20 protein-coding genes are annotated in these 18,238 nt (G+C 63.4%); 13 read left to right on the plus strand and 7 right to left on the minus strand.

What is annotated here, in order from left to right; translation table 11 throughout:
• The first annotated feature begins 92 nt into the window (after positions 1 to 92).
• Together JFU57_RS07135 and JFU57_RS07140 are read left to right on the plus strand one after the other, a co-directional pair.
• On the plus strand, positions 93 to 962 hold the full coding sequence (locus JFU57_RS07135) for a Tim44 domain-containing protein (RefSeq protein WP_078470379.1): 870 nt from the start codon (positions 93 to 95) through the stop codon (positions 960 to 962).
• 137 nt (positions 963 to 1,099) lie between these two features.
• Positions 1,100 to 1,507: an SMI1/KNR4 family protein gene (locus tag JFU57_RS07140; protein ID WP_020294877.1), complete on the plus strand. Its 408-nt coding sequence runs from the start codon at positions 1,100 to 1,102 to the stop codon at positions 1,505 to 1,507.
• 114 nt (positions 1,508 to 1,621) lie between these two features.
• On the opposite strand, the gene JFU57_RS07145 is transcribed toward JFU57_RS07140, so the two are convergent.
• On the minus strand, positions 1,622 to 3,385 hold the full coding sequence (locus JFU57_RS07145; RefSeq protein ID WP_078470378.1) for a cation:proton antiporter: 1,764 nt from the start codon (positions 3,383 to 3,385) through the stop codon (positions 1,622 to 1,624).
• Positions 3,386 to 3,679: 294 nt separating this feature from the next.
• Here JFU57_RS07145 and JFU57_RS07150 point away from each other — a divergent pair, with 294 nt between their 5' ends.
• Both JFU57_RS07150 and JFU57_RS07155 read left to right on the plus strand, forming a co-directional pair.
• Positions 3,680 to 4,165: an acyl-CoA thioesterase gene (locus JFU57_RS07150; RefSeq protein WP_020294879.1), complete on the plus strand. Its 486-nt coding sequence runs from the start codon at positions 3,680 to 3,682 to the stop codon at positions 4,163 to 4,165.
• A gap of 255 nt (positions 4,166 to 4,420) precedes the next feature.
• On the plus strand, positions 4,421 to 5,833 hold the full coding sequence (locus JFU57_RS07155; protein ID WP_207202164.1) for an APC family permease: 1,413 nt from the start codon (positions 4,421 to 4,423) through the stop codon (positions 5,831 to 5,833).
• Positions 5,834 to 5,878: 45 nt separating this feature from the next.
• On the opposite strand, the gene pdxY is transcribed toward JFU57_RS07155, so the two are convergent.
• Positions 5,879 to 6,751, minus strand: a complete 873-nt coding sequence (gene pdxY, locus JFU57_RS07160; protein WP_020294881.1) for a pyridoxal kinase PdxY — start codon at positions 6,749 to 6,751, stop codon at positions 5,879 to 5,881.
• A gap of 118 nt (positions 6,752 to 6,869) precedes the next feature.
• Here pdxY and JFU57_RS07165 point away from each other — a divergent pair, with 118 nt between their 5' ends.
• Positions 6,870 to 7,262, plus strand: coding sequence for a DUF3301 domain-containing protein (locus tag JFU57_RS07165; protein ID WP_020294882.1), 393 nt, complete (start codon positions 6,870 to 6,872; stop codon positions 7,260 to 7,262).
• 44 nt (positions 7,263 to 7,306) lie between these two features.
• On the opposite strand, the gene JFU57_RS07170 is transcribed toward JFU57_RS07165, so the two are convergent.
• The 4 genes from JFU57_RS07170 to dksA all read right to left on the minus strand — a co-directional run bounded on the left by JFU57_RS07170 (position 7,307) and on the right by dksA (position 10,726).
• The gene (locus JFU57_RS07170) at positions 7,307 to 8,269 is read right to left on the minus strand and encodes a CobW family GTP-binding protein (protein ID WP_201128643.1); all 963 of its coding nucleotides are present in this window, start codon (positions 8,267 to 8,269) and stop codon (positions 7,307 to 7,309) included.
• A gap of 146 nt (positions 8,270 to 8,415) precedes the next feature.
• Positions 8,416 to 9,078 (minus strand): DUF1826 domain-containing protein, encoded by a 663-nt coding sequence (locus JFU57_RS07175; RefSeq protein ID WP_201128645.1) that lies wholly within the window; start codon positions 9,076 to 9,078, stop codon positions 8,416 to 8,418.
• Positions 9,078 to 10,286, minus strand: coding sequence for a zinc metallochaperone GTPase ZigA (gene zigA / locus JFU57_RS07180; protein ID WP_078470373.1), 1,209 nt, complete (start codon positions 10,284 to 10,286; stop codon positions 9,078 to 9,080). Before zigA ends, JFU57_RS07175 begins: the two co-directional genes overlap by 1 nt.
• 35 nt (positions 10,287 to 10,321) lie before the next feature.
• Positions 10,322 to 10,726: an RNA polymerase-binding protein DksA gene (dksA, locus tag JFU57_RS07185; RefSeq protein ID WP_078470579.1), complete on the minus strand. Its 405-nt coding sequence runs from the start codon at positions 10,724 to 10,726 to the stop codon at positions 10,322 to 10,324.
• 119 nt (positions 10,727 to 10,845) lie between these two features.
• Here dksA and JFU57_RS07190 point away from each other — a divergent pair, with 119 nt between their 5' ends.
• Positions 10,846 to 11,226, plus strand: coding sequence for a glutamine synthetase (locus JFU57_RS07190; RefSeq protein WP_201128646.1), 381 nt, complete (start codon positions 10,846 to 10,848; stop codon positions 11,224 to 11,226).
• A 13-nt stretch (positions 11,227 to 11,239) separates the two neighbouring features.
• On the opposite strand, the gene JFU57_RS07195 is transcribed toward JFU57_RS07190, so the two are convergent.
• Complete coding sequence (locus JFU57_RS07195; protein ID WP_043228421.1) at positions 11,240 to 12,460, minus strand: N-acetylmuramoyl-L-alanine amidase; 1,221 nt, start codon at positions 12,458 to 12,460, stop codon at positions 11,240 to 11,242.
• A gap of 130 nt (positions 12,461 to 12,590) precedes the next feature.
• On the opposite strand from JFU57_RS07195, the gene folE2 reads away from it, so the two are divergent.
• Genes folE2 through JFU57_RS07230 form a run of 7 tightly spaced genes read left to right on the plus strand, consistent with a single transcriptional unit; the run spans position 12,591 to position 18,236 of the window.
• The gene (gene folE2, locus JFU57_RS07200) at positions 12,591 to 13,487 is read left to right on the plus strand and encodes a GTP cyclohydrolase FolE2 (RefSeq protein WP_201128648.1); all 897 of its coding nucleotides are present in this window, start codon (positions 12,591 to 12,593) and stop codon (positions 13,485 to 13,487) included.
• Positions 13,484 to 14,152 (plus strand): metal ABC transporter ATP-binding protein, encoded by a 669-nt coding sequence (locus tag JFU57_RS07205; protein ID WP_201128652.1) that lies wholly within the window; start codon positions 13,484 to 13,486, stop codon positions 14,150 to 14,152. The genes folE2 and JFU57_RS07205 overlap by 4 nt, the downstream gene beginning before the upstream one ends.
• A complete protein-coding gene (locus tag JFU57_RS07210; protein ID WP_201128653.1) occupies positions 14,152 to 15,015 on the plus strand; it encodes a metal ABC transporter permease in 864 nt (287 codons plus the stop codon). Before JFU57_RS07205 ends, JFU57_RS07210 begins: the two co-directional genes overlap by 1 nt.
• Before the next feature lie 11 nt (positions 15,016 to 15,026).
• Complete coding sequence (locus JFU57_RS07215; RefSeq protein WP_078470368.1) at positions 15,027 to 15,905, plus strand: metal ABC transporter substrate-binding protein; 879 nt, start codon at positions 15,027 to 15,029, stop codon at positions 15,903 to 15,905.
• Positions 15,902 to 16,339, plus strand: a complete 438-nt coding sequence (hisI, locus tag JFU57_RS07220) for a phosphoribosyl-AMP cyclohydrolase (RefSeq protein WP_201128654.1) — start codon at positions 15,902 to 15,904, stop codon at positions 16,337 to 16,339. Before JFU57_RS07215 ends, hisI begins: the two co-directional genes overlap by 4 nt.
• The gene (locus tag JFU57_RS07225; RefSeq protein ID WP_201128656.1) at positions 16,336 to 16,896 is read left to right on the plus strand and encodes a gamma carbonic anhydrase family protein; all 561 of its coding nucleotides are present in this window, start codon (positions 16,336 to 16,338) and stop codon (positions 16,894 to 16,896) included. The genes hisI and JFU57_RS07225 overlap by 4 nt, the downstream gene beginning before the upstream one ends.
• 2 nt (positions 16,897 to 16,898) lie before the next feature.
• Positions 16,899 to 18,236 (plus strand): dihydroorotase, encoded by a 1,338-nt coding sequence (locus tag JFU57_RS07230; protein WP_201128658.1) that lies wholly within the window; start codon positions 16,899 to 16,901, stop codon positions 18,234 to 18,236.
• Positions 18,237 to 18,238 lie beyond the last annotated feature (2 nt).

Genomic DNA, 18,238 nt, shown 5'->3' on the forward strand with positions numbered 1-18,238 from the left:
CAGGCAAAAGCCCGAAACATTATGCCGCTAGCCAGTGACACTTCACCTGTGCAACATGGCGCGCGTGCCATCCACAAATGGGAATTCCCTTTATGAAACGTTTTCTTAGCATCGCCATGGCGCTGTGCATCGGCCTGACGATGAGCCTCGACGCCAACGCCAAGCGCTTCGGTGGCGGCAAAAGCGCGGGCGCCGCGCCGTCGCACCAAACCAGCCAGATGGCGCCTTCCGCAGGTGCGGGTACTGCCGCAACCGCGGGCGCTGCCGGTGCCGCTGGCGCTGCTGCCAAAGCGGGCGGCGCTTCGCGCTGGCTCGGCCCTCTGGCCGGTATCGCCGCGGGCGGCCTGCTGGCCTCCATGTTCATGGGCGGTGGCTTCCAGGGCATGCAGATCTTCGACATCCTGATCCTCGCCGTCATCGCATTCGTGATCTTCCGCTTCATCGCCGCTCGTCGCCGCAAGCAGCAGGAGCAGTTCGCTCCGGCTGGCCACGCGCCCATGCAGCGTGAAGCCTTCCAGCCACAGCAGCCTGCTCCAGGCTCAATCTTCGGTGGTGCTTCGGCTGCCGCCGCCCGTCCGGTGATCAATGCTCCGGCCTGGTTCAACGAAGAGCGCTTCATCGAAGCTGCGCGTAACCACTTCCAGTCCCTGCAGCAACACTGGGACGCGAATGAAATGGACAAGATCGCCGAGTTCGTGACCCCGCAAATGCTGCAGTTCCTGAAAAAAGAACGCGCAGACCTGGGTGATGGCTTCCAGTCGACCTACATCGACAACCTCAATGTCCAACTGGACGGCGTGGATGATCGTGCCGACAAGACCATTGCTACCCTGACCTTCACCGGCGTGTCGAAAACCTCGCGTTTCGACCAGGGCGAAATGTTCAGCGAAAGCTGGAACATGGAACGCGCTCCAGGCGACAACCAGCCTTGGCTGGTTGCAGGTATCCGCCAGAACGGCTGATCCCTTTCGCGGTCACACCAGTAATGCAGAACCCCGACTCAGGTCGGGGTTTTGCATTTCACGATTGCACTTATAGCGAGCTACTGTATAAAACCGCGTCATATAAACCGCGCCATAGAGCTAAGAGGACCCAGGCCGTGGAAGAAGTCATCGAGCAACTGCGTGAAGCAAACGAACCGGTACCCGTTCCCCTGGAGTTACCGGACGAAGACCAACTGGTGGAAGTCGAGGAACAGCTGTTCATCAACATCCCCTTCGTCTTCAAAGAGTTCCTGTTGACCGTGAGTGACGTGGTCTACGGCAGCCTGGAACCGGTGACTGTCACCGACCCGCAGTCCCACACCTATCTGCCGGAAGTAGCCGCTACTGCCTGGGACCTGGGTGTACCGCGCGAGTTGATCCCGATCTGCCAGGACGGCGAAGACTATTACTGTGTCGAGGAAGACGGCACCGTGGTGCTGTGGTCCGGCGAAGAAGAGCTGATCACCGAAGAATCCTGGGAATCGGTGTGGCACTGGGCACGGGACGTCTGGCTGGAAAGCTGAGTCGATCACCCGCACGCCCCATGGCCGGCAAGCGCGCACTTACAGAGGCATGCCCCCTGTAATGGCGCGCGTGACCGCGCCGTTGCCGTCCCTGGCAGCGGCGGGAATGGGCGATCAATGCCCTGAACTTTCCTTGTGGTTATCCAGGGTTTCCAGCAGCGCAACCTGCATCCGCGTGTGCACCCGGATAAACCAGCGCCACAGCACCGCAGCCACCGCGGCCGCGACCACCGCGATCAGGACCAGCAGCTCGGCAGTCGGCAGAATGCTCGACGACAACGCCGCCAGCAGCAGAAAGATCACCAGCAACGACAAAATCGGAATCACCTCGGCGATCACTCGCCGCACCCTCTGCGTATGGCGCCCGGCCACTTCCGCCTTGACCCCCATCTCCGCCAGCAGCATCGACAGCGCCTTGAGCTTGCGATAGGCGGCGATCAGGAACGGCAGCGACAACAACAGCGCACCGCCCCAGATCAGCGCCTTCTGCCAGCTCGGGTCGCTGATCCAGTCCTGCAGATAGCCGGCGATACGGGCCGCGAAGTAGCCGCCAGAGAAGAAGATCGCCACCACCAGCGCCAGGTTGACCCCCACCTGCATCAGGATCCGCCGGATCATCGACGCCAGCAATGCGCCCTCGCCTTGGGGCTGGATGCTGCGTAGCCATTCGCCATACATGCCCAGCACCCGACCCAGGCGCTGCGGCATCACCTCGGCCAACTTCAGCGACAACGGGTCGGCGGCGCGAATCAGGTACGGAGTGAGCAAGGTGGTGATGGCCGATACCGCCACCGCCACCGGATAGAGGAAGTCGCTGGTGACCTGCAAGGTCATGCCCAGGGCGGCGATGATGAATGAGAACTCACCGATCTGGGACAGGCCCATGCCGACCCGCAGCGACGTGCGCCCATCGTTGCCGGCGATAAAGGCACCCAGCCCACAGGACAGCATCTTGCCCAGGACCACCGCGACCGTGATCACCACGATCGGCCAGGCGTATTGCAGGAGAATCTGCGGGTCGATCATCAAGCCAATGGCGACAAAGAAGATGGCACTGAACATGTCGCGAACGGGTTCAATCAGCCGTTCAATTTTCAGCAACTCGCGGGACTCGGCGATGATCGCGCCAATCAGGAAAGCCCCCAGGACCATGCTGTATTCCAGCTTGACCACCAGCAGGCAAAAGCCGAAACACAGGCCGAGCACGGTGATCAACAGCATTTCGTTGCTTTCAAAACGGGCCACGTAGGCCAGCAGGCGCGGCACCAGCAGAATGCCGATCACCAGCGCCACGATCATGAACAGCGAGAGCTTGCCAACGGTGGAAAACACTTCGCCGGAGTCGACTGTGCCGCTGACCGCGATGCTTGAAAGCAAGGCGATGATGCCGATGCCGAGGATGTCTTCGACAATCAACACACCGAAGATCAACTGCGCAAAGCGCTGGTTCTTCATCTTCAGGTCATTGAGGGCCTTGACGATGATGGTGGTCGAGGAAATGGCCAGGATCGCACCGAGGAACAGTGAGTCCATGGTGCTCCAGTCGAACCAGCGACCGATTTCGTAGCCGATCCAGATCATCAGCACGATTTCCAGAAAGGCCGCGATAAAGGCCGTGGCACCGACCTTGAACAGCTTGCGCAGGCTGAACTCCAGGCCCAGGCAGAACATCAGGAAAATCACCCCCAGTTCGGCCAGGGTCTTGATGGTCTGCTCGTCATGGATCAGGCCAAAAGGTGGGGTGTGCGGCCCGATAATGAAGCCGGCGACGATATAGCCCAGCACCACCGGTTGTTTGAGCCGGTGAAAAACAATGGTCACCACGCCCGCGACCAACATGATCACTGCCAGGTCCTGAATAAAGCTGATGGCATGCATGGCGTGGGGCTCCTTGTGGGGTTGGCAAATACGCTCACTCGGCCGCCGAGCATCCGAATGCTCTGATAAGGCCAAGTAAAAATCTGAAAATTTGAGAGAAAAAGCCCTGGGAAAGGGCCTTTCGCAGGTTACCACCGCGACTTCGAGCAAAAAGGCGGTGCAATATAAGGAAACAGATCGATCGGCGCGTGACGGCGAGCGGCGGCCCGGCGTCCCGTTATCGATGGTTTTGAAAGCTGACCAAGCGCCCGCAGAGGTGCTCCCGTAACCCCTGCCTACAACCGTGAGTGTGCTATGGAACCCGGAAACGCCCAGCTGTCGATGACGGTACTGATGACCCCTGACATGGCCAATTTCTCTGGCAATGTCCACGGCGGCACCCTGCTCAAGTACCTCGACGAGGTCGCCTACGCCTGCGCCAGCCGTTATGCCGGCCGCTATGTGGTGACCTTGTCGGTGGACCAGGTGATTTTCCGCGAGCCGATTCATGTCGGCGAACTGGTGACCTTCCTGGCGTCGGTGAACTACACCGGCAACACCTCGATGGAGGTGGGGATCAAGGTGGTCACCGAGAATATCCGCGAGCGCTCGGTGCGCCATACCAACAGCTGCTTCTTCACCATGGTCGCCGTGGACGACCAGCGTAAGCCGGCAGTGGTCCCGCAGTTGCAACCGCAGACCAGCGAAGACAAACGGCGCTTTATCCAGGCCAAGCAGCGCCGGCAGATTCGCCAGGAGCTGGAAATTCGCTATCAGGAGATCAAGGCCGACGCGCCCTGAGCTTCACGCACCACGGAACCATGGACGGTTCCAGCCTCCCGCTTCGCACCTCCCTCCCTGCAATGCCCCTCGGGTATTTCCGTGCCCTCCCCGCGCCAGCCCTTAAAGGCCAGGCAGATTGGCCGCTTTGATCCCTTTTTGACCACATACGCAGTTATGTAGCCGCAGCCCCGCTGCCAGAATCCTCGTGCAAGGCAAAAACGCACTCCCGCTCGCGGGAGCATTCGAACAAGAACGAACGCGTGAGAACCGAACATGCCCAGCACCCGCCCCGCCTCCAGCAGCAACGCCCTCGCCATCAGCGACAGCGGCGTCCCCAGTGAATTTACCCACAGCGCCCAGGGCACTTCCCTGCGACGCATCCTGCGCCTGCCGGCCCTGGTGTTCTTCGGCCTGGTGTACATGGTGCCGCTGACCATTTTCACCACCTACGGCGTGGTCACCCAGCTCACCGGCGGACGCACAGCCGCCGCGTACGTCATCACCCTGCTGGCGATGTTTTTCACCGCGCTGTCCTACAGCGCCATGGTGAAGAAATATCCGATTGCCGGTTCTGCCTATTCCTACACCAGCCTGAGCTTTGGCCCGAGCATCGGCTTTCTGGCCGGCTGGTCGCTGCTGCTCGATTACCTGTTCCTGCCGATGATCAATTACCTGGTGATCGGCCTGTTCCTCAATATCGCCTTTCCCCAGGTCCCTGCCTGGGTCTTCGTGGTGGCGACCATCGGTGTGGTGACGGTGCTGAACATTCGCGGCATCAGTTCGGTGTCGAGCATGAGCAACCTGATCGTCGGCGCCCAGGTGGTGTTTGTCCTGGTGTTCATCGCTCTGGCCGGCAAGCACTTGCTCGGCGTCGAAGCCCTGGACTTGAGCGCGCCGTGGCTGGGTGACGGCAGTCAGGTCGGATTTCTGCCATTGATGGCCGGCGCGGCGGTGCTGTGCCTGTCGTTTCTGGGGTTCGATGCGGTGTCGACCCTGGCCGAAGAGGCCCGCGACCCGCGCAGGGACATCCCTCGGGCGATTGTGATTACTACCCTGGGCGCCGGCGCGCTGTTTATCCTGCTGGCCCTGGTCAGCCAGCTGGTGTTCCCCGGCAGTGCCTTCAAGGACCCGGAGGCGGCCGCCGGCGAGGTCATGCTGCAGGCGGGGGGGCGTTTTCTGGAGATGTTTTTCACCGCGGCCTATGTGGCGGGCGCGGCGGGATCGGCGCTGGCCTCCCAGGCCTCGGTGTCGCGCATTCTCTTCAGCATGGGCCGCGACGGGATCTTGCCGCGCCGGGTGTTCGGCGTGCTCTCGGCGCGTTACAAGACGCCCACCACGGCGATTGTCCTGGTGTCGCTGATCTCGCTGCTGGCGGTGGTGATCGACCTGACGACACTGGCGTCGATGATCAGCTTCGGCGCGCTGGTGGCGTTCTCGGCGGTCAACCTGGCAGTGATCAAGAGCCACCTGTTCGATGGCCAGCCACGCAGCGGCGCCGACCTGTTGCGCTATGGCTTGCTGCCGCTGGTGGGGTTTGCCCTGATTGTCTGGCTCTGGACCAGCCTGTCGCTGCTGACCCTGGGCATCGGCCTGGCCTGGTTCGCTGTGGGCCTGGCCTACCTGGCGTTCCACACCCGGGGCTTCAGCCACAAGGCGCCCGAGGTGCAGTTCTCAGAACCGCTCTAGGGTCGGTTGAGGTGTGGCCCAGCACCGCGGCTTGTGACCAAACCGCTAGAGCTCGATCGGCGTGGCTTCGAAGCGTACCCGCGGATGGGCGATCCGGTCCTGGGCCCGCACCAGTTCCAGTTCATAACTGGCGCAAGCCTGGGTTTCCAGCAGCACTTCATGCACCGCGGCGGCGGTGAATTCGAACGCCGCCAGCAGGCTGTCGCCCAGCAGCACCCGGGCCAGGAACAGGCCTGAGGTCAGGTCGCCCACACCCACGGGCTGACGCGGAAACGCCAGCAGCGGGCGGCGCAAATGCCAGCTGCCATCGGCGGTGACCAGCAGCATCTCAAAGCCATCGGCGACCTTGCCCGGGTAATCCAGGTGCTTGACCAGCACCGCCTTCGGCCCACGGGCCAGCAGCGCCCGAGCCATGGCCAGGCAATCGAACAGCGACTGCGGCTTGCGCCCGGAGAAGCTGTCCAGCTCCAGCTGGTTGGGGCACAAGATATCTGCCATCGCCACGGCTTCTTCGAGCAGGAAGTCGCTGACTTCTGCGGGCACGCTGCAACCCTTTTCCGGATGCCCCATCACCGGGTCGCACAGGTACAGCGCCTTGGGGTTGGTCGCCTTGATCCGCGCGACACCACTGAGAATCGCCCGCCCCTGGGCGGCGCTGCCCAGGTAACCGGACAGCACCGCGTCGCAGTTGCCCAGCTCGCCGATGGCGGCGATGCCTTCTACCAGCTCGGGAATCCGATGGGGCGCCAGGACTTCTCCGGCCCACTGTCCATACTGAGTGTGGTTGGAGAACTGCACCGTGTTCAGCGGCCAGACGTTCACCCCGACCCGCTGCATCGGAAAAACCGCAGCGCTGTTACCGGCATGGCCAAAGACCACATGGGACTGGATCGCAAGCAGATGAGGTGTACGTTTCATGCGCGGATTTTCCGTAAAACCATTGAAATTCAAGCCGCGCAGTATGCGACTAAACACAGCCTGTACGACAGACCGGAGAGGCAGTTAAGCTGATGGCACTTTGTCGGAGCAAATCTTCATGCTGACCCTCGGAAATATCTTTGTGCTGATGCTGCTGGCGACGGGCGCCGCCTGGATCTGGCACAACCACGGTTTGCGCGAGCGGGCACTGGAGAGGGTCAAGCAGCACTGCGCCAAGCTCGATATCGAGCTACTGGACGGCAACGTCGCGCTCAAGCGCATCGGCTTCGTCAAGGATGCCAACGGCCGCCGACGCCTGGCGCGAATCTACAATTTCGAGTTCACCGTGACCGGTGAAACCCGGCACGCCGGCACCATCACCCAGTTCGGCGCCCACAGCGCACAGATCGAACTCGCGCCCTACCCCTTTGAAGTCAAAACCCCATTGCCCAGTGCGGAAGTGATCGAGCTGAGCCAATGGCGGGAAGAGCATCAGAAATGGCGGCAGTGAGACGGTGGATCAGGGTCGAGGGCCAGCGCAGCCTTCGGCAGCGGCTACAGGCGGCAGGCTTGTAGGCTGTTCTGCAACGCCGCGACCTCCTGTACCTCGCTGAAAATCAACTCCAACCGCGAATCCTGGCGCCATTCACTGGGCAGCCAGTTGAGGGGCGAGTTGTCGACGCCATTCCCGGAACGCCAGCCTTCGCCGCTATGGATCACCAGCTTGGCCCGGCGCCAGTCGAGGTTCTGCAACCAATGGTCGATCCGCGTCAGGTCGAATAGCTGGCTTGGATGCCAGCGCCAGCCAATGCTCCAGCCGCCCTCCTGGGCCTGGCTCAGGCAGATCGGCCGAGTCGGATCGGTCCAGATCGCCGGCAGCTGCGCCAGGCCCTGGGGCAGCTCCAACTCGACCTGAGCCGCGTCGGCGCGAGCCAGTAAACCGGGCAGCTGTGCCAGCGGCAGATGGGCCTGGTGGGTCCAGTACCGCGGACAATCCGGCAGTTGCTCGATAACCCGCTGCCGCTCGGCCTCGCCCAGGTGCTCATCCTTGTTCAGCAACAACAATCCGGCACTGGCCAACGCCTCCTGCTGGGCCCGGGGCAAGGGCTTGCCGGCCGCCAGGGCCTGGGCATCCAGCACCAATACACAGGGCTGCACAGCCAACACCCCTTGCCACGGCGCCTCGCGCAATTGCCGCAGCAATTGCGCCGGATGGCCGAGTCCCGAGGGCTCGATAAACAGCCGGTCCGGTCGCGCCTTGCGCAGCAAGCGCCCAAGGCCCACCTGAAACGGCGCGCCATTCACGCAACACAGACAGCCACCGGCCACCTCCCCCAGGCTAATACCGTCTTCATCCCGGGCCAGCAGCGCCACATCCAGGCCGATCTGGCCGAACTCGTTGATCAGCACCGCCCAGCGCTCGTTGGCCGGGCGCTGGCGCAAAAGGTCGCGGATCAGGCTGGTCTTTCCGGCACCCAAGGGCCCGGCGATGACGTGAGTGGGGATGTTTTGCAGCATGGGAAGGGAGTCCATAAAACCTGTGAGGCGATGCTACGCCCTTCTCGCCCCAGGCGAATAGCCGCTCGACCTGCAGTCGCTGCCGAGGCACTAGGCGGCGCTGGCCATCAGCAACGCCCCATGCCTGCCTGGCAGACCACGGCCGGTCAGCCCAGCCAGTCCAGGGTCAGGATCAACCGGCGCTCGCCCGGCGCCGGTTGCGGTGAGCGATGGATCAGGCCGAAGCCTTCATTGCCGTGCCATTTCTCACCCTTGAGCAACGCCACCTCGCCGCAGGCCATTTGCTCGATTGACTCTCCGGCATCAGGCTCGGCCTGGGCCTGGCCCAACTGCCGGCGGTCCATGACGCCTTCCTTCAGCCACTGGCTGCCGACGCCGGCGTAGGTGGTGATCAAACGCACCGGCACATGGTCGACGTGAAAGCGCGGGCACATGGCCTTGTCCAGAACCCGCAGACGCAACCCCACGCGTCGTGCCCCCAACAGGCAGGCAAAGGCGCTGACCAGCCAGGAAACGTCGGCGATAAAGCCGTCATAACCCTCCAGATCGCTGAAGCCCGACGCCAGGCCACGCAGGTTGGGCTCGGCTTCATCATCGGCCAGCTCCAGGGACAGGGAGTCGGCCAGGGGCTGGTTGAGGGACAGCAACAAGGCGCCGAAATCGGCGATATGCGCCGGCAGCCGGCGCTGCCACAAGGCCAGGTTGACCGGGTCCTGCAGCACGTCGGCCAATACCGAGGGCGCAGCGCCCAGCGCCTGGCGGCGGGTCAGCGACGGCAACGCAATGCCGGGGGCTCTCAGGGCCGGCATCAGGCCGCGACCTCCCCTTGCCAGGGCCCGAAGGGGTCGGGCAATTGCCGCCAGCCTTCGACACCCAGGGCCATCTCCGCGTCGCTCAGCAGGCAAGCGTCGAGTTCGGCGGCAAGTTGTGCGAAGTCGATGTTCTGCCCGATAAATACCAGTTCCTGACGGCAGTCGCCGCTGGCTGGAGTCCAGTTGTTCAAGATCGCCGCGGTGCTTTCCTGATCCTGGGGCCACTGCTGCCTGGGCACGAAACGCCACCAACGCCCGGCAAACCCGTGGCGCATCAAGCCCCCGGCCTGGGACCAGCTGCCGGCGTCCCGGTACTTGCTGGCGAGCCAGAAAAAGCCCTTGGAGCGCAGCAGTTTGCCGTTGACCCAAGGCCGGTCGATAAACTGGAAAAACCGCTGTGGGTGAAACGGCCGGCGCGCCCGGTACGCCGTGGAGGCGATCCCGTACTCCTGGGTCTCCGGCACGTGCTCGCCGCGCAGCTCCTGCAACCAGCCGGGGGCCTGGGCCGCGCGTTCGAAGTCAAACCGTCCGGTGTTGAGGATCGCGTTCAGCGGCACCTGGCCCATGACCATGGGCAGGATCTGCGCCTGGGAATTGAGGCGCTGGAGAATGGCCATCAGTTCCTGGCGCTGGTCGCTGCTGATCAGGTCGATCTTGCTGATCAAGAGCACGTCGGCGAACTCGATCTGCTCGATCAGCAGGTCGGTGATCGAACGTTCATCTTCCTCGCCCAGGGTCTCGCCACGGGAAGCCAGGCTTTCGGCGGCCTGGAAATCGAGCAGGAAATTCATCCCGTCGACCACCGTGACCATGGTGTCCAGGCGCGCTACGTCCGCCAGGCTCTGGCCCTGTTCATCGCGAAAGGTGAAGGTTTCGGCCACCGGCAGCGGTTCGGAGATGCCGGTGGACTCGATCAGCAGGTAATCGAAGCGCCCTTCTCGGGCCAGTTTGCCGACTTCTTCCAGCAGGTCTTCGCGCAGGGTGCAGCAGATGCAGCCGTTGCTCATTTCCACCAGCTTTTCTTCGGCGCGATTGAGGCTGACGTCACGCTGGACCTCGCCGCCATCAATGTTGATTTCGCTCATATCGTTGACGATTACCGCCACTCGCAGGTTTTCACGGTTACGCAGCACGTAGTTGAGCAAGGTGCTTTTGCCGGCGCCGAGAAAGCCGGAAAGCACGGTAACGGGGAGACGGTCGGTCATGGGGGTGGTCCTCATCAGGGCGTACGGTGGCTGGGTCAAGACGCCCGGGTATGGCGTTCGCGCAGCTCTTGGCGTTCTTTGGCTTCGATACACAGGGTGGCGGTTGGGCGCAGCAACAGGCGCTTGAGGCCGATCGGCTCACCGGTTTCCCGGCACCAGCCATATTCGCCACGGGCCAGGTGTTCGAGGGCCTGGTCGATCTTGTCCAGCAGCTTCTTTTCCCGCTCCAGCAGGCGCAGTTGCCACTGGCGCCGCTCTTCGGCGCTGCCGATGTCTGCGGGGTCGCTGCTGGGTTCCTGTTCGCGCAGTTCGCTGAACTCGCCGGCGATGCGCTGTTGCAGGTCGGTGCGCTGCGCCAACAGCAGTTCGCGGAAGAACCCCTGCTGGGCGTCGTTCATGTAGTCGGCCTGGGGTTGGGCAAGCAGTTCTTGTTCAGTCATGGGCATCACGGATCAGGCTTTATTTGATGTTATATTATAACAATACAAATAAGCCAATCCTCTCTTGCCGAGGCTGACGAAGGGCGCGATGCTGGCGCCCTCTTGCGACGAGAACCTTGATGCCCACTTCGTTGAAATACCTGTTGCCGAGCCTGGCGCTGCTGGTTGCCGGCCACGCCTGGGGGCAATTGCCGAGCACGCTGGCCAACTGCACCCGCAGTGCCAACCTGCTGGCCTGCGTGGATCCCCAGGGCAATGCCTACAGCGTCGCCACCGCGGGCAGCGACACTTACCTGCGCGGCTTCGAAGTCAGCGGCAAACGCTATTGGGCGCAGACCAACAGCCGCTATGGACAGCTGACCTTCTTCACCGGCCTCGCTTCCAACGGCGAAGCCTGGGTCGGCTACAGCCGCCGCGTGGGCTGGACCACCCTCAATCGATTCTCCAGTTCGGGCGGCAGCAAAGGCGTGTTCACCTGCAGCCGCCTCAGCGGTTGTTAAGCCTGCCAGCGCGTCAGACTCGGGCTTTTTGCTGCTCCTGCTGCCAGGCCATGTAGCTGTTGATGGGTGGGTTTTTCTGAAAGTAGCGCTGCAAGCCCTCGAACAAACCGTCGGCCACTGCCTGCTGATGCCGAGCGGTGACCAGGCGCTGGCTGTCGCGGCTGTTGGAGATGAAGCCGGTTTCCACCAGGATCGACGGAACATCCGGTGACTTGAGCACCGCGAACCCGGCCTGCTCCACGCGCTTCTGATGCAGGGTGGTGATCCCGGACAGGCTGTCGAGCACGGTGCTGCCCAATTGCAGGCTGGCGGCAATGGTGGCGTTCATCGACATGTCCAGGATCACCCCGGCCAGCATCGGGTCCTTGTCCTTGAGGTTGAGCAGGCTGGTGGCCCCCAGCAGGTCGGCGCCGTTTTCCCGCTGCGCCATGAAGCGCGCGGTCGCCGAGGTCGCGCCGCCTTCGGACAAGGCATACACCGAGGCGCCGGAAGCTGTCAGCCGTGGCGCGGCATCGGCGTGCACCGAGATAAACATGTCGGCCTGATGCTGACGGGCGATCTCCACGCGCTTGCGCAGCGGCACAAAGAAATCGTCGTTACGCACCAGCTTCACCGTAAAGCCCTTCTCGCGCTTGAGCCGTTTGGCCAGCAACTGGGCAATCGCCAGCACCACATCCTTCTCGCGCTCGCCCTTGGCCCCGACCGCACCCGGATCCTTGCCGCCGTGGCCGGGGTCGACCACCACCATGATGTCGCGCTTGGGGTGGGCCTTGTCCGCTGCCGGCGGCCGTTGCACCAGTGGCGCACTGGCGGCGGCCACCTGCAACGGTGCCTGGCCGACGCGGCTCAAATCCAGCACCAGGCGATGCCCCTGGCCATCCTGGGGCGGCAGCAAAAAGCTGTTGAGCTGCACCGGCTCGGTCAGGTCGAGGACGATGCGCGTGTCGCCGTCACCAAAGCGCCCGGAGCGAATCGCCCGAATCACCGTATTGGCCAGGGCCAACTGACTGAAATCGCCGCTGAGCCTGGCCCCACGCAAGTCGACGATCAAACGTTGCGGCGCACTCAGGGAGAAGGTCTGGTACTGCACCGGCCCGCTGAGGTCGAGCACCAGCCGCAGTTTGTCGTCGGAGCGCCAGAGCCGCGCGTTGCGGATCTGCGTCGCAGACACCCCCAGTGGCAGGATCAGGGCCGCGCTGGCCAGCAGCAGGTTAAGCAATTGACGTCTGTGCATGACATATACCGCTGATTAAGGAGCGTCCGTACTCACGAGGCCGGGTGGTAAGCCGGCTGTGGAAAAAGTTTTCATTCGCCGCATTGTTATAATATAACATGTCGAACTCTTTCCCACGATGGACCTGCTCATGAATGCGCTGACTCTGCCGGATATCGCCGCGCAGGCCGCACGCCAAGCCTTGCCCCTGGAATGGGTGGGCATGTGCGGCATTGCCTTACCTGTGTTGTTCGACGGCCAACGGATCGGCGCCACAGCAGATGCCGGAGTCAGCCTGGATGACGGCGAGGCGCGGGGCATTCATATGTCGCGGCTGTACCTGGCGTTGGAAATGCTCGAAAACGAACCCCTCACGCCGCAGCTGATTCGCAACGTGTTGCAGCGTTTTCTCGACAGCCACCAAGGTTTGTCCCAACAAGCCTATCTGCGGATTCACGCCGATCTGTTGCTGAAACGCCCGGCCCTGGTCAGCCCATTGGCCGGTTGGAAGAGCTACCCGGTGAGCATCGAAGCGCGCCTGAAAAACGCAATGTTCCACGTGGAACTAAAAATCGACGTGGCTTATTCCTCAACCTGCCCATGTTCGGCGGCGCTTTCACGGCAGTTGATTCAGCAGCAGTTTGTCGACGACTTCGCCAATCAGCCGTTGCAGCACGCCGATGTACTGGCTTGGCTTGGCTCGGCCAAAGGCATAGTCGCCACCCCTCACAGCCAACGCAGCAGCGCGCAATTGCAACTGCGCCTGGTCGACTATCTGGACCAACTGCCGCTGATAGCCCTGATCAATGACGCCGAAACCGCCCTCGGCACCGCCGTGCAAACTGCGGTCAAACGCGCCGACGAACAAGCTTTTGCCCTGGCCAATGGACAGAACCTGATGTTCTGCGAGGACGCCGCGCGCCGTTTGCACCTGGCCCTGAAACGCTCCCCCGGGATCAATGCCTTCGCCCTGCGAGTGGTGCACGCCGAGAGCCTGCACGCCCACGATGCCGTCGCCGAAAGCCGCTACAACTGGGAGGCGGCATGATCCGCTGCCAGGCATTGCGCTGGGGTGCCCCGGGGCAGGCGCTGACTCCGGCTCTGGATCTGCACCTGCCCAAAGGCAGCCTGACCGCCATCATCGGCGCCAATGGCTCGGGCAAGAGCAGCCTGCTCAAAGTCATCGCCGGCCTGCAAAAGCCTCTGGCCGGCAAGGTCCTGCTGGAGGTTCCACAGCGTGGCGGCCTGGCGTTTCTGGCACAACAGCAGCATCTGGATCGACAGTTCCCCATCAGCTTGCAGGAGTTGGTGGCTGCCGGTTTCTGGGGCAGCAAGCACGACGCCCAGACCCGCGCGCAGCAGCTGCACAAGGCGCTCGAAGACTGGTGCCTCGGCGGCCTGGAACAGCGGCCGTTGATGGCGCTGTCTGGCGGCGAATTGCAACGCGCCCTGCTCGCCCGGCTGAGCCTGGGCCAGGCCCCGGTGCTGTTGCTGGATGAACCCCACGCCGCGCTGGATGAGTTGGGCCAGGCGCTGCTGTGGAAACACATCCACGCCTGGCACGCCGAAGGCCGGACCCAGGTCCTGGTGTGCCATGACCTCGCCGCCGTACGCCAGCACATTCCCCAGACCCTGTTGATCAACAGCAGCGGCTGCCTGTTCGGCCCCAGCCAGCAACTGATCAAACCGCAAGCACAAGCGCAGGTGGCTTGATGGTCGTCGCCCAGCTCTGGCAACCCTTCAACGAGTTTGTGTTTATGCGCCGGGCCTTGCTCGGCGGGCTGGTGCTGGCGTGCAGCACCGCACCGTTGGGCGTGTTTCTGATTCTGCGCCGCATGAGCCTGATCGGTGACGCCGTGGCCCACGGCATCTTGCCCGGCGCCGCCCTGGGCTTCTGGTTCGCCGGCTTGAGCCTGCCGGCCCTGACCCTCGGTGGACTGGGCGCTGGCTTGAGCATGGCCGGCCTCGCTGCCTGGATCACTCGCCGTACCGGCCTGCGCGAAGATGCCAGCCTCGCCGCCATCTATCCGATCTCCCTGGCCAGCGGCGTGCTGATTCTTGGCCTGGCCGGCAAACGCCTGGACCTGTTGCACCTGCTGTTCGGTTCGGCACTGGCCGTGGACGGGCCGACCCTGAACGGCATGCTCTGGGTCAGCGGCTTCAGCCTGCTGGCCATGGCCCTTATCTATAAACCGCTGCTGCTGGACACCCTCGACCCGCTGTTCCTGCAAACCGTCAGCCGCCTCGGCCCCCTGGCCCACGGGCTGTTCCTGACGTTGGTGGTGCTCAATCTGGTGATCGGCTTCCAGGCCATCGGCGCCTTGATGGTGGTCGGCTTGATGATGCTGCCGGCCGCCGCCTCGCGTTTCTGGAGCCGGCGCCTGCCCCTGTTGATCACCCTTGCCGCCGTGCTCGGGTGCCTCTCGGTGTGGCTCGGCCTGCTGCTGTCGTTTTACTACTCGCTGCCCAGCGGCCCGGCCATCGTGCTGGTGGCTGGCGGCCTGTACCTGCTGTCCGTGGTGTTCGGTCCGGTGCACGGTTTGCTGCGCCGCCCGCCTTTGCTCACATCCCAATGAGGTGTTTCCCGATGCGCGTTCTATTCGTGCTGTTCAGCCTGCTGCTGTCACTGTCGACCGCCCAGGCCGCCGACAAGCTCCAGGTGGTCACCAGTTTCAGCATCCTCTCTGACATCACCCACCAGGTGGGCGGCGACCATATCCAGATCACCAACATGGTCGGCGCCGATGCCGATGCCCACACCTACGAGCCGACCCCGGACGATGCCAAGGCCCTGCTCAAGGCCCGGTTGATCATCAAGAACGGCCTGGGTTTCGAACCCTGGCTCGATCGTCTGGTGGCCAGCACCGCGACCAAAACCCCGGTCATTACCGCCAGCCGTGGGGTGATTCCACGCGCCCTGGAAGAAGACGGCGAAACCGTGCCCGACCCCCACGCCTGGCACAACCTGGCCAACACCGAGCTGTATGTGAACAACATCACCAAGGCCCTGGTGGCAGCCGATCCGGCCAACAAGGCCGACTATGAGCGCAACAGCCAGGCCTACCTGAAACAGATCTACCGCCTGCTGGCCGAAGCCAAGGCCAAGCTCGGCTCGCTGCCGCCGGGTAATCGCAAGATCGTCACTTCCCACGATGCCTTCGGCTACCTGGGCCAGGCCTATGGCATCGACTTTATGGCGCCCCAGGGTTTGTCCACCGAGCGCGAACCTTCGGCCGCCGAAGTCGCAGCGCTGATCACCCAGATCCGCAATGCCAAGGTCAAGGCGGTGTTCATGGAAAACATCAAGGACGCACGCCTGCTGCAACAGATTGCCGAAGAAAGCGGCGCCCATATCGGCGGCACCCTGTATTCCGATGCCCTGGCCGCCACAGGTCCGGCCAGTACCTTCGCCGGGTTGTTCGAATACAACCTCAACACCCTCTACGACGCCCTGAGCCAACCATGAACCCGTGCGCCCCGCTGTCGCTGCTCAACCTGGAGCACGCCGCCCTGGGCAGCCGCTGGCCACTGAACGCAGTGCTCGATGGGCTGCCGTGGAACGACGCCGGGCTGATCACCGCCATCGCCCAACAACACGACAGCTGCGAGGTGCTGATGCTGGCCTGGATGAACCGCCAGGCCCTGGCCCTGACCCTGGAGAGCCGTGACGTCTGCTACTGGTCGCGCTCGCGCCGGCAACTGTGGCGCAAAGGTGAAAGCTCCGGTCATCGCCAACGCCTGGTGGAGGCGCGCCTGGATTGCGACGGCGACGCCATTCTGCTGCTAGTGGAGCAACAGGGCCCGGCCTGCCACACCGGGCGCCGCAGCTGTTTTTACAACGCCATTCGCCAAGGTGCGGTGCAGGTCATCAGTGCACCGCTTGAGGAGCCCGTTCCATGATTCGCAAAAACCCTTCCGGCGACCTGCCGTTGATTGCCGAGTCGGCCTACGTCGATAAAACCGCGATCATCTGCGGCAAGGTGGTGATCGGTGAAAACGTGTTCGTCGGCCCCTATGCGGTGATCCGCGCCGACGAAGTCAACGCCCTGGGGGAAATGGACCCGATCACCATCGGCGCCAACTCCAACATCCAGGATGGGGTGGTGATCCACTCCAAGTCCGGGGCGGCGGTGACCATCGGCGAATTCACCTCCATCGCCCACCGCTCCATCGTTCACGGCCCCTGCCAGGTGGGTAACCGGGTATTCATCGGTTTCAACAGCGTGCTGTTCAACTGCGTGGTCGGCGACGGCAGTGTGGTGCGCCACAACTCGGTGGTCGACGGTCGCGACCTGCCCAATGACTTCTACGTGCCCTCCACCACCCGCATCGGCCCCAACACCGACCTCTCGCAATTCCCCCCGGTGAGCATCAGCGCCTCGGAGTTTTCCGAGGATGTGGCGCGCACCAACGTCGATCTGGTGCGCGGCTACAAAGCCTTGCAGAACGAGTTCTGAACATGAGCCAGATCCTTATTCGCAACGCCCGCCTGGTCAACGAAGGCCGGCAGGTGGATGCCGACCTGCTGGTGCGCCGCGGCCGGATCGAGACCATCGCCAGCAGAATCAGCAATCAAAATGCCGCGCTGGAAATCGACGCCCAGGGCCAATGGCTGGTACCGGGAATGATCGACGACCAGGTGCACTTTCGCGACCCCGGCGCGCCGGACAAAGGCAGCTTCTACACCGAGTCACGGGCGGCGGTGGCCGGTGGCATCACCAGCTTCATGGACATGCCCAACACCCAGCCGCCGACCCTGAGCCTGTCCGCGCTGGAAGACAAACAGCGGCGTGCGGCGATCAATTCGGTGGCCAACTACGGCTTTCACTTTGGGGTCAGCCAGCACAACCTCGACACCGTGGCCGCTCTCGACCCGAGCCTGGTGGCCGGGGTCAAAGTCTTCATGGGCGCCTCCACCGGCAACATGCTGGTGGACGATCCGCAGGTGCTGGAGCGCTTGTTCGCCGAAGTCCCGACCCTGCTCCTGGCCCATTGCGAACATACCCCCAGCATCCAGGCCAACGAACGCCTGTGGCGCGAGCGCTATGGCGAGCAGATTGGCCCTGGCGCTCACCCGCTGATCCGCGACGCCGAGGCCTGTTATCGCTCCTCGTCCCTGGCGGTGGAACTGGCCCGGCGTCACGGCACCCGTCTGCACGTGCTGCACCTGACCAGCGCCCGGGAACTGGCATTGTTCGAGGACAAGCCCCTGGCCGAGAAACGCATCAGCGCCGAGGTCTGCCTGCACCACCTGCTGTTCGATGATCGCGACTACGCGCAGCTGGGCAACCTGATCAAGTGCAACCCGGCGATCAAGACCCAGGCCGACCGCGACGCCCTGCGCCAAGCCCTGCTCACTCAGCGGCTGGACGTGATCGGCAGCGACCACGCGCCCCACACCTGGGCGCAAAAACAGCTGCCGTACCACGCCGCACCCAGCGGCCTGCCGTTGGTGCAGCACGCCCTGCCCGCGCTGCTGGAACTGGTAACCGATGGCGTCTTGCCGCTGACCACCCTGGTGGAAAAAACCAGCCACCGGGTCGCCGACCTGTTCGCCATCCCCGATCGAGGCTACCTGCGCGAAGGCTACTGGGCCGACCTGGTACTGATCCAGCCCGAGCCCGACGGCAAGGCCGTGGACCGCCAGCAGATCCTCGCCCAATGCGGCTGGACCCCGTTCGCCGGGCGCAGTTTTCGCCACAGCATCGCGACCACGCTGGTCTCCGGACAACTGGCCTGGCACGGCGAACGCCTGTACGACGGCTGCCAGGGATTGCCGTTGCGCTTCAATCGCTGAGC

It is taken from the genome of Pseudomonas sp. TH07, assembly GCF_016651285.1.
Classification (GTDB): Bacteria; Pseudomonadota; Gammaproteobacteria; order Pseudomonadales; family Pseudomonadaceae; genus Aquipseudomonas.

What these genes read in the sequence shown, in the direction of transcription:
- JFU57_RS07155 (WP_207202164.1), top strand. Translation starts at nt 4,421, where the DNA reads ATGCCCAGCACCCGCCCCGCCTCCAGCAGCAACGCCCTCGCCATCAGC.
- JFU57_RS07170 (WP_201128643.1), bottom strand. Translation starts at nt 8,269, where the DNA reads ATGCTGCAAAACATCCCCACTCACGTCATCGCCGGGCCCTTGGGTGCC.
- JFU57_RS07190 (WP_201128646.1), top strand. Translation starts at nt 10,846, where the DNA reads ATGCCCACTTCGTTGAAATACCTGTTGCCGAGCCTGGCGCTGCTGGTT.
- JFU57_RS07175 (WP_201128645.1), bottom strand. Translation starts at nt 9,078, where the DNA reads ATGCCGGCCCTGAGAGCCCCCGGCATTGCGTTGCCGTCGCTGACCCGC.
- folE2 (WP_201128648.1), top strand. Translation starts at nt 12,591, where the DNA reads ATGAATGCGCTGACTCTGCCGGATATCGCCGCGCAGGCCGCACGCCAA.
- pdxY (WP_020294881.1), bottom strand. Translation starts at nt 6,751, where the DNA reads ATGAAACGTACACCTCATCTGCTTGCGATCCAGTCCCATGTGGTCTTT.
- JFU57_RS07210 (WP_201128653.1), top strand. Translation starts at nt 14,152, where the DNA reads ATGGTCGTCGCCCAGCTCTGGCAACCCTTCAACGAGTTTGTGTTTATG.
- JFU57_RS07205 (WP_201128652.1), top strand. Translation starts at nt 13,484, where the DNA reads ATGATCCGCTGCCAGGCATTGCGCTGGGGTGCCCCGGGGCAGGCGCTG.
- zigA (WP_078470373.1), bottom strand. Translation starts at nt 10,286, where the DNA reads ATGACCGACCGTCTCCCCGTTACCGTGCTTTCCGGCTTTCTCGGCGCC.
- JFU57_RS07215 (WP_078470368.1), top strand. Translation starts at nt 15,027, where the DNA reads ATGCGCGTTCTATTCGTGCTGTTCAGCCTGCTGCTGTCACTGTCGACC.
- JFU57_RS07230 (WP_201128658.1), top strand. Translation starts at nt 16,899, where the DNA reads ATGAGCCAGATCCTTATTCGCAACGCCCGCCTGGTCAACGAAGGCCGG.
- JFU57_RS07195 (WP_043228421.1), bottom strand. Translation starts at nt 12,460, where the DNA reads ATGCACAGACGTCAATTGCTTAACCTGCTGCTGGCCAGCGCGGCCCTG.
- dksA (WP_078470579.1), bottom strand. Translation starts at nt 10,726, where the DNA reads ATGACTGAACAAGAACTGCTTGCCCAACCCCAGGCCGACTACATGAAC.
- JFU57_RS07135 (WP_078470379.1), top strand. Translation starts at nt 93, where the DNA reads ATGAAACGTTTTCTTAGCATCGCCATGGCGCTGTGCATCGGCCTGACG.
- JFU57_RS07165 (WP_020294882.1), top strand. Translation starts at nt 6,870, where the DNA reads ATGCTGACCCTCGGAAATATCTTTGTGCTGATGCTGCTGGCGACGGGC.
- JFU57_RS07145 (WP_078470378.1), bottom strand. Translation starts at nt 3,385, where the DNA reads ATGCATGCCATCAGCTTTATTCAGGACCTGGCAGTGATCATGTTGGTC.
- JFU57_RS07225 (WP_201128656.1), top strand. Translation starts at nt 16,336, where the DNA reads ATGATTCGCAAAAACCCTTCCGGCGACCTGCCGTTGATTGCCGAGTCG.
- hisI (WP_201128654.1), top strand. Translation starts at nt 15,902, where the DNA reads ATGAACCCGTGCGCCCCGCTGTCGCTGCTCAACCTGGAGCACGCCGCC.
- JFU57_RS07150 (WP_020294879.1), top strand. Translation starts at nt 3,680, where the DNA reads ATGGAACCCGGAAACGCCCAGCTGTCGATGACGGTACTGATGACCCCT.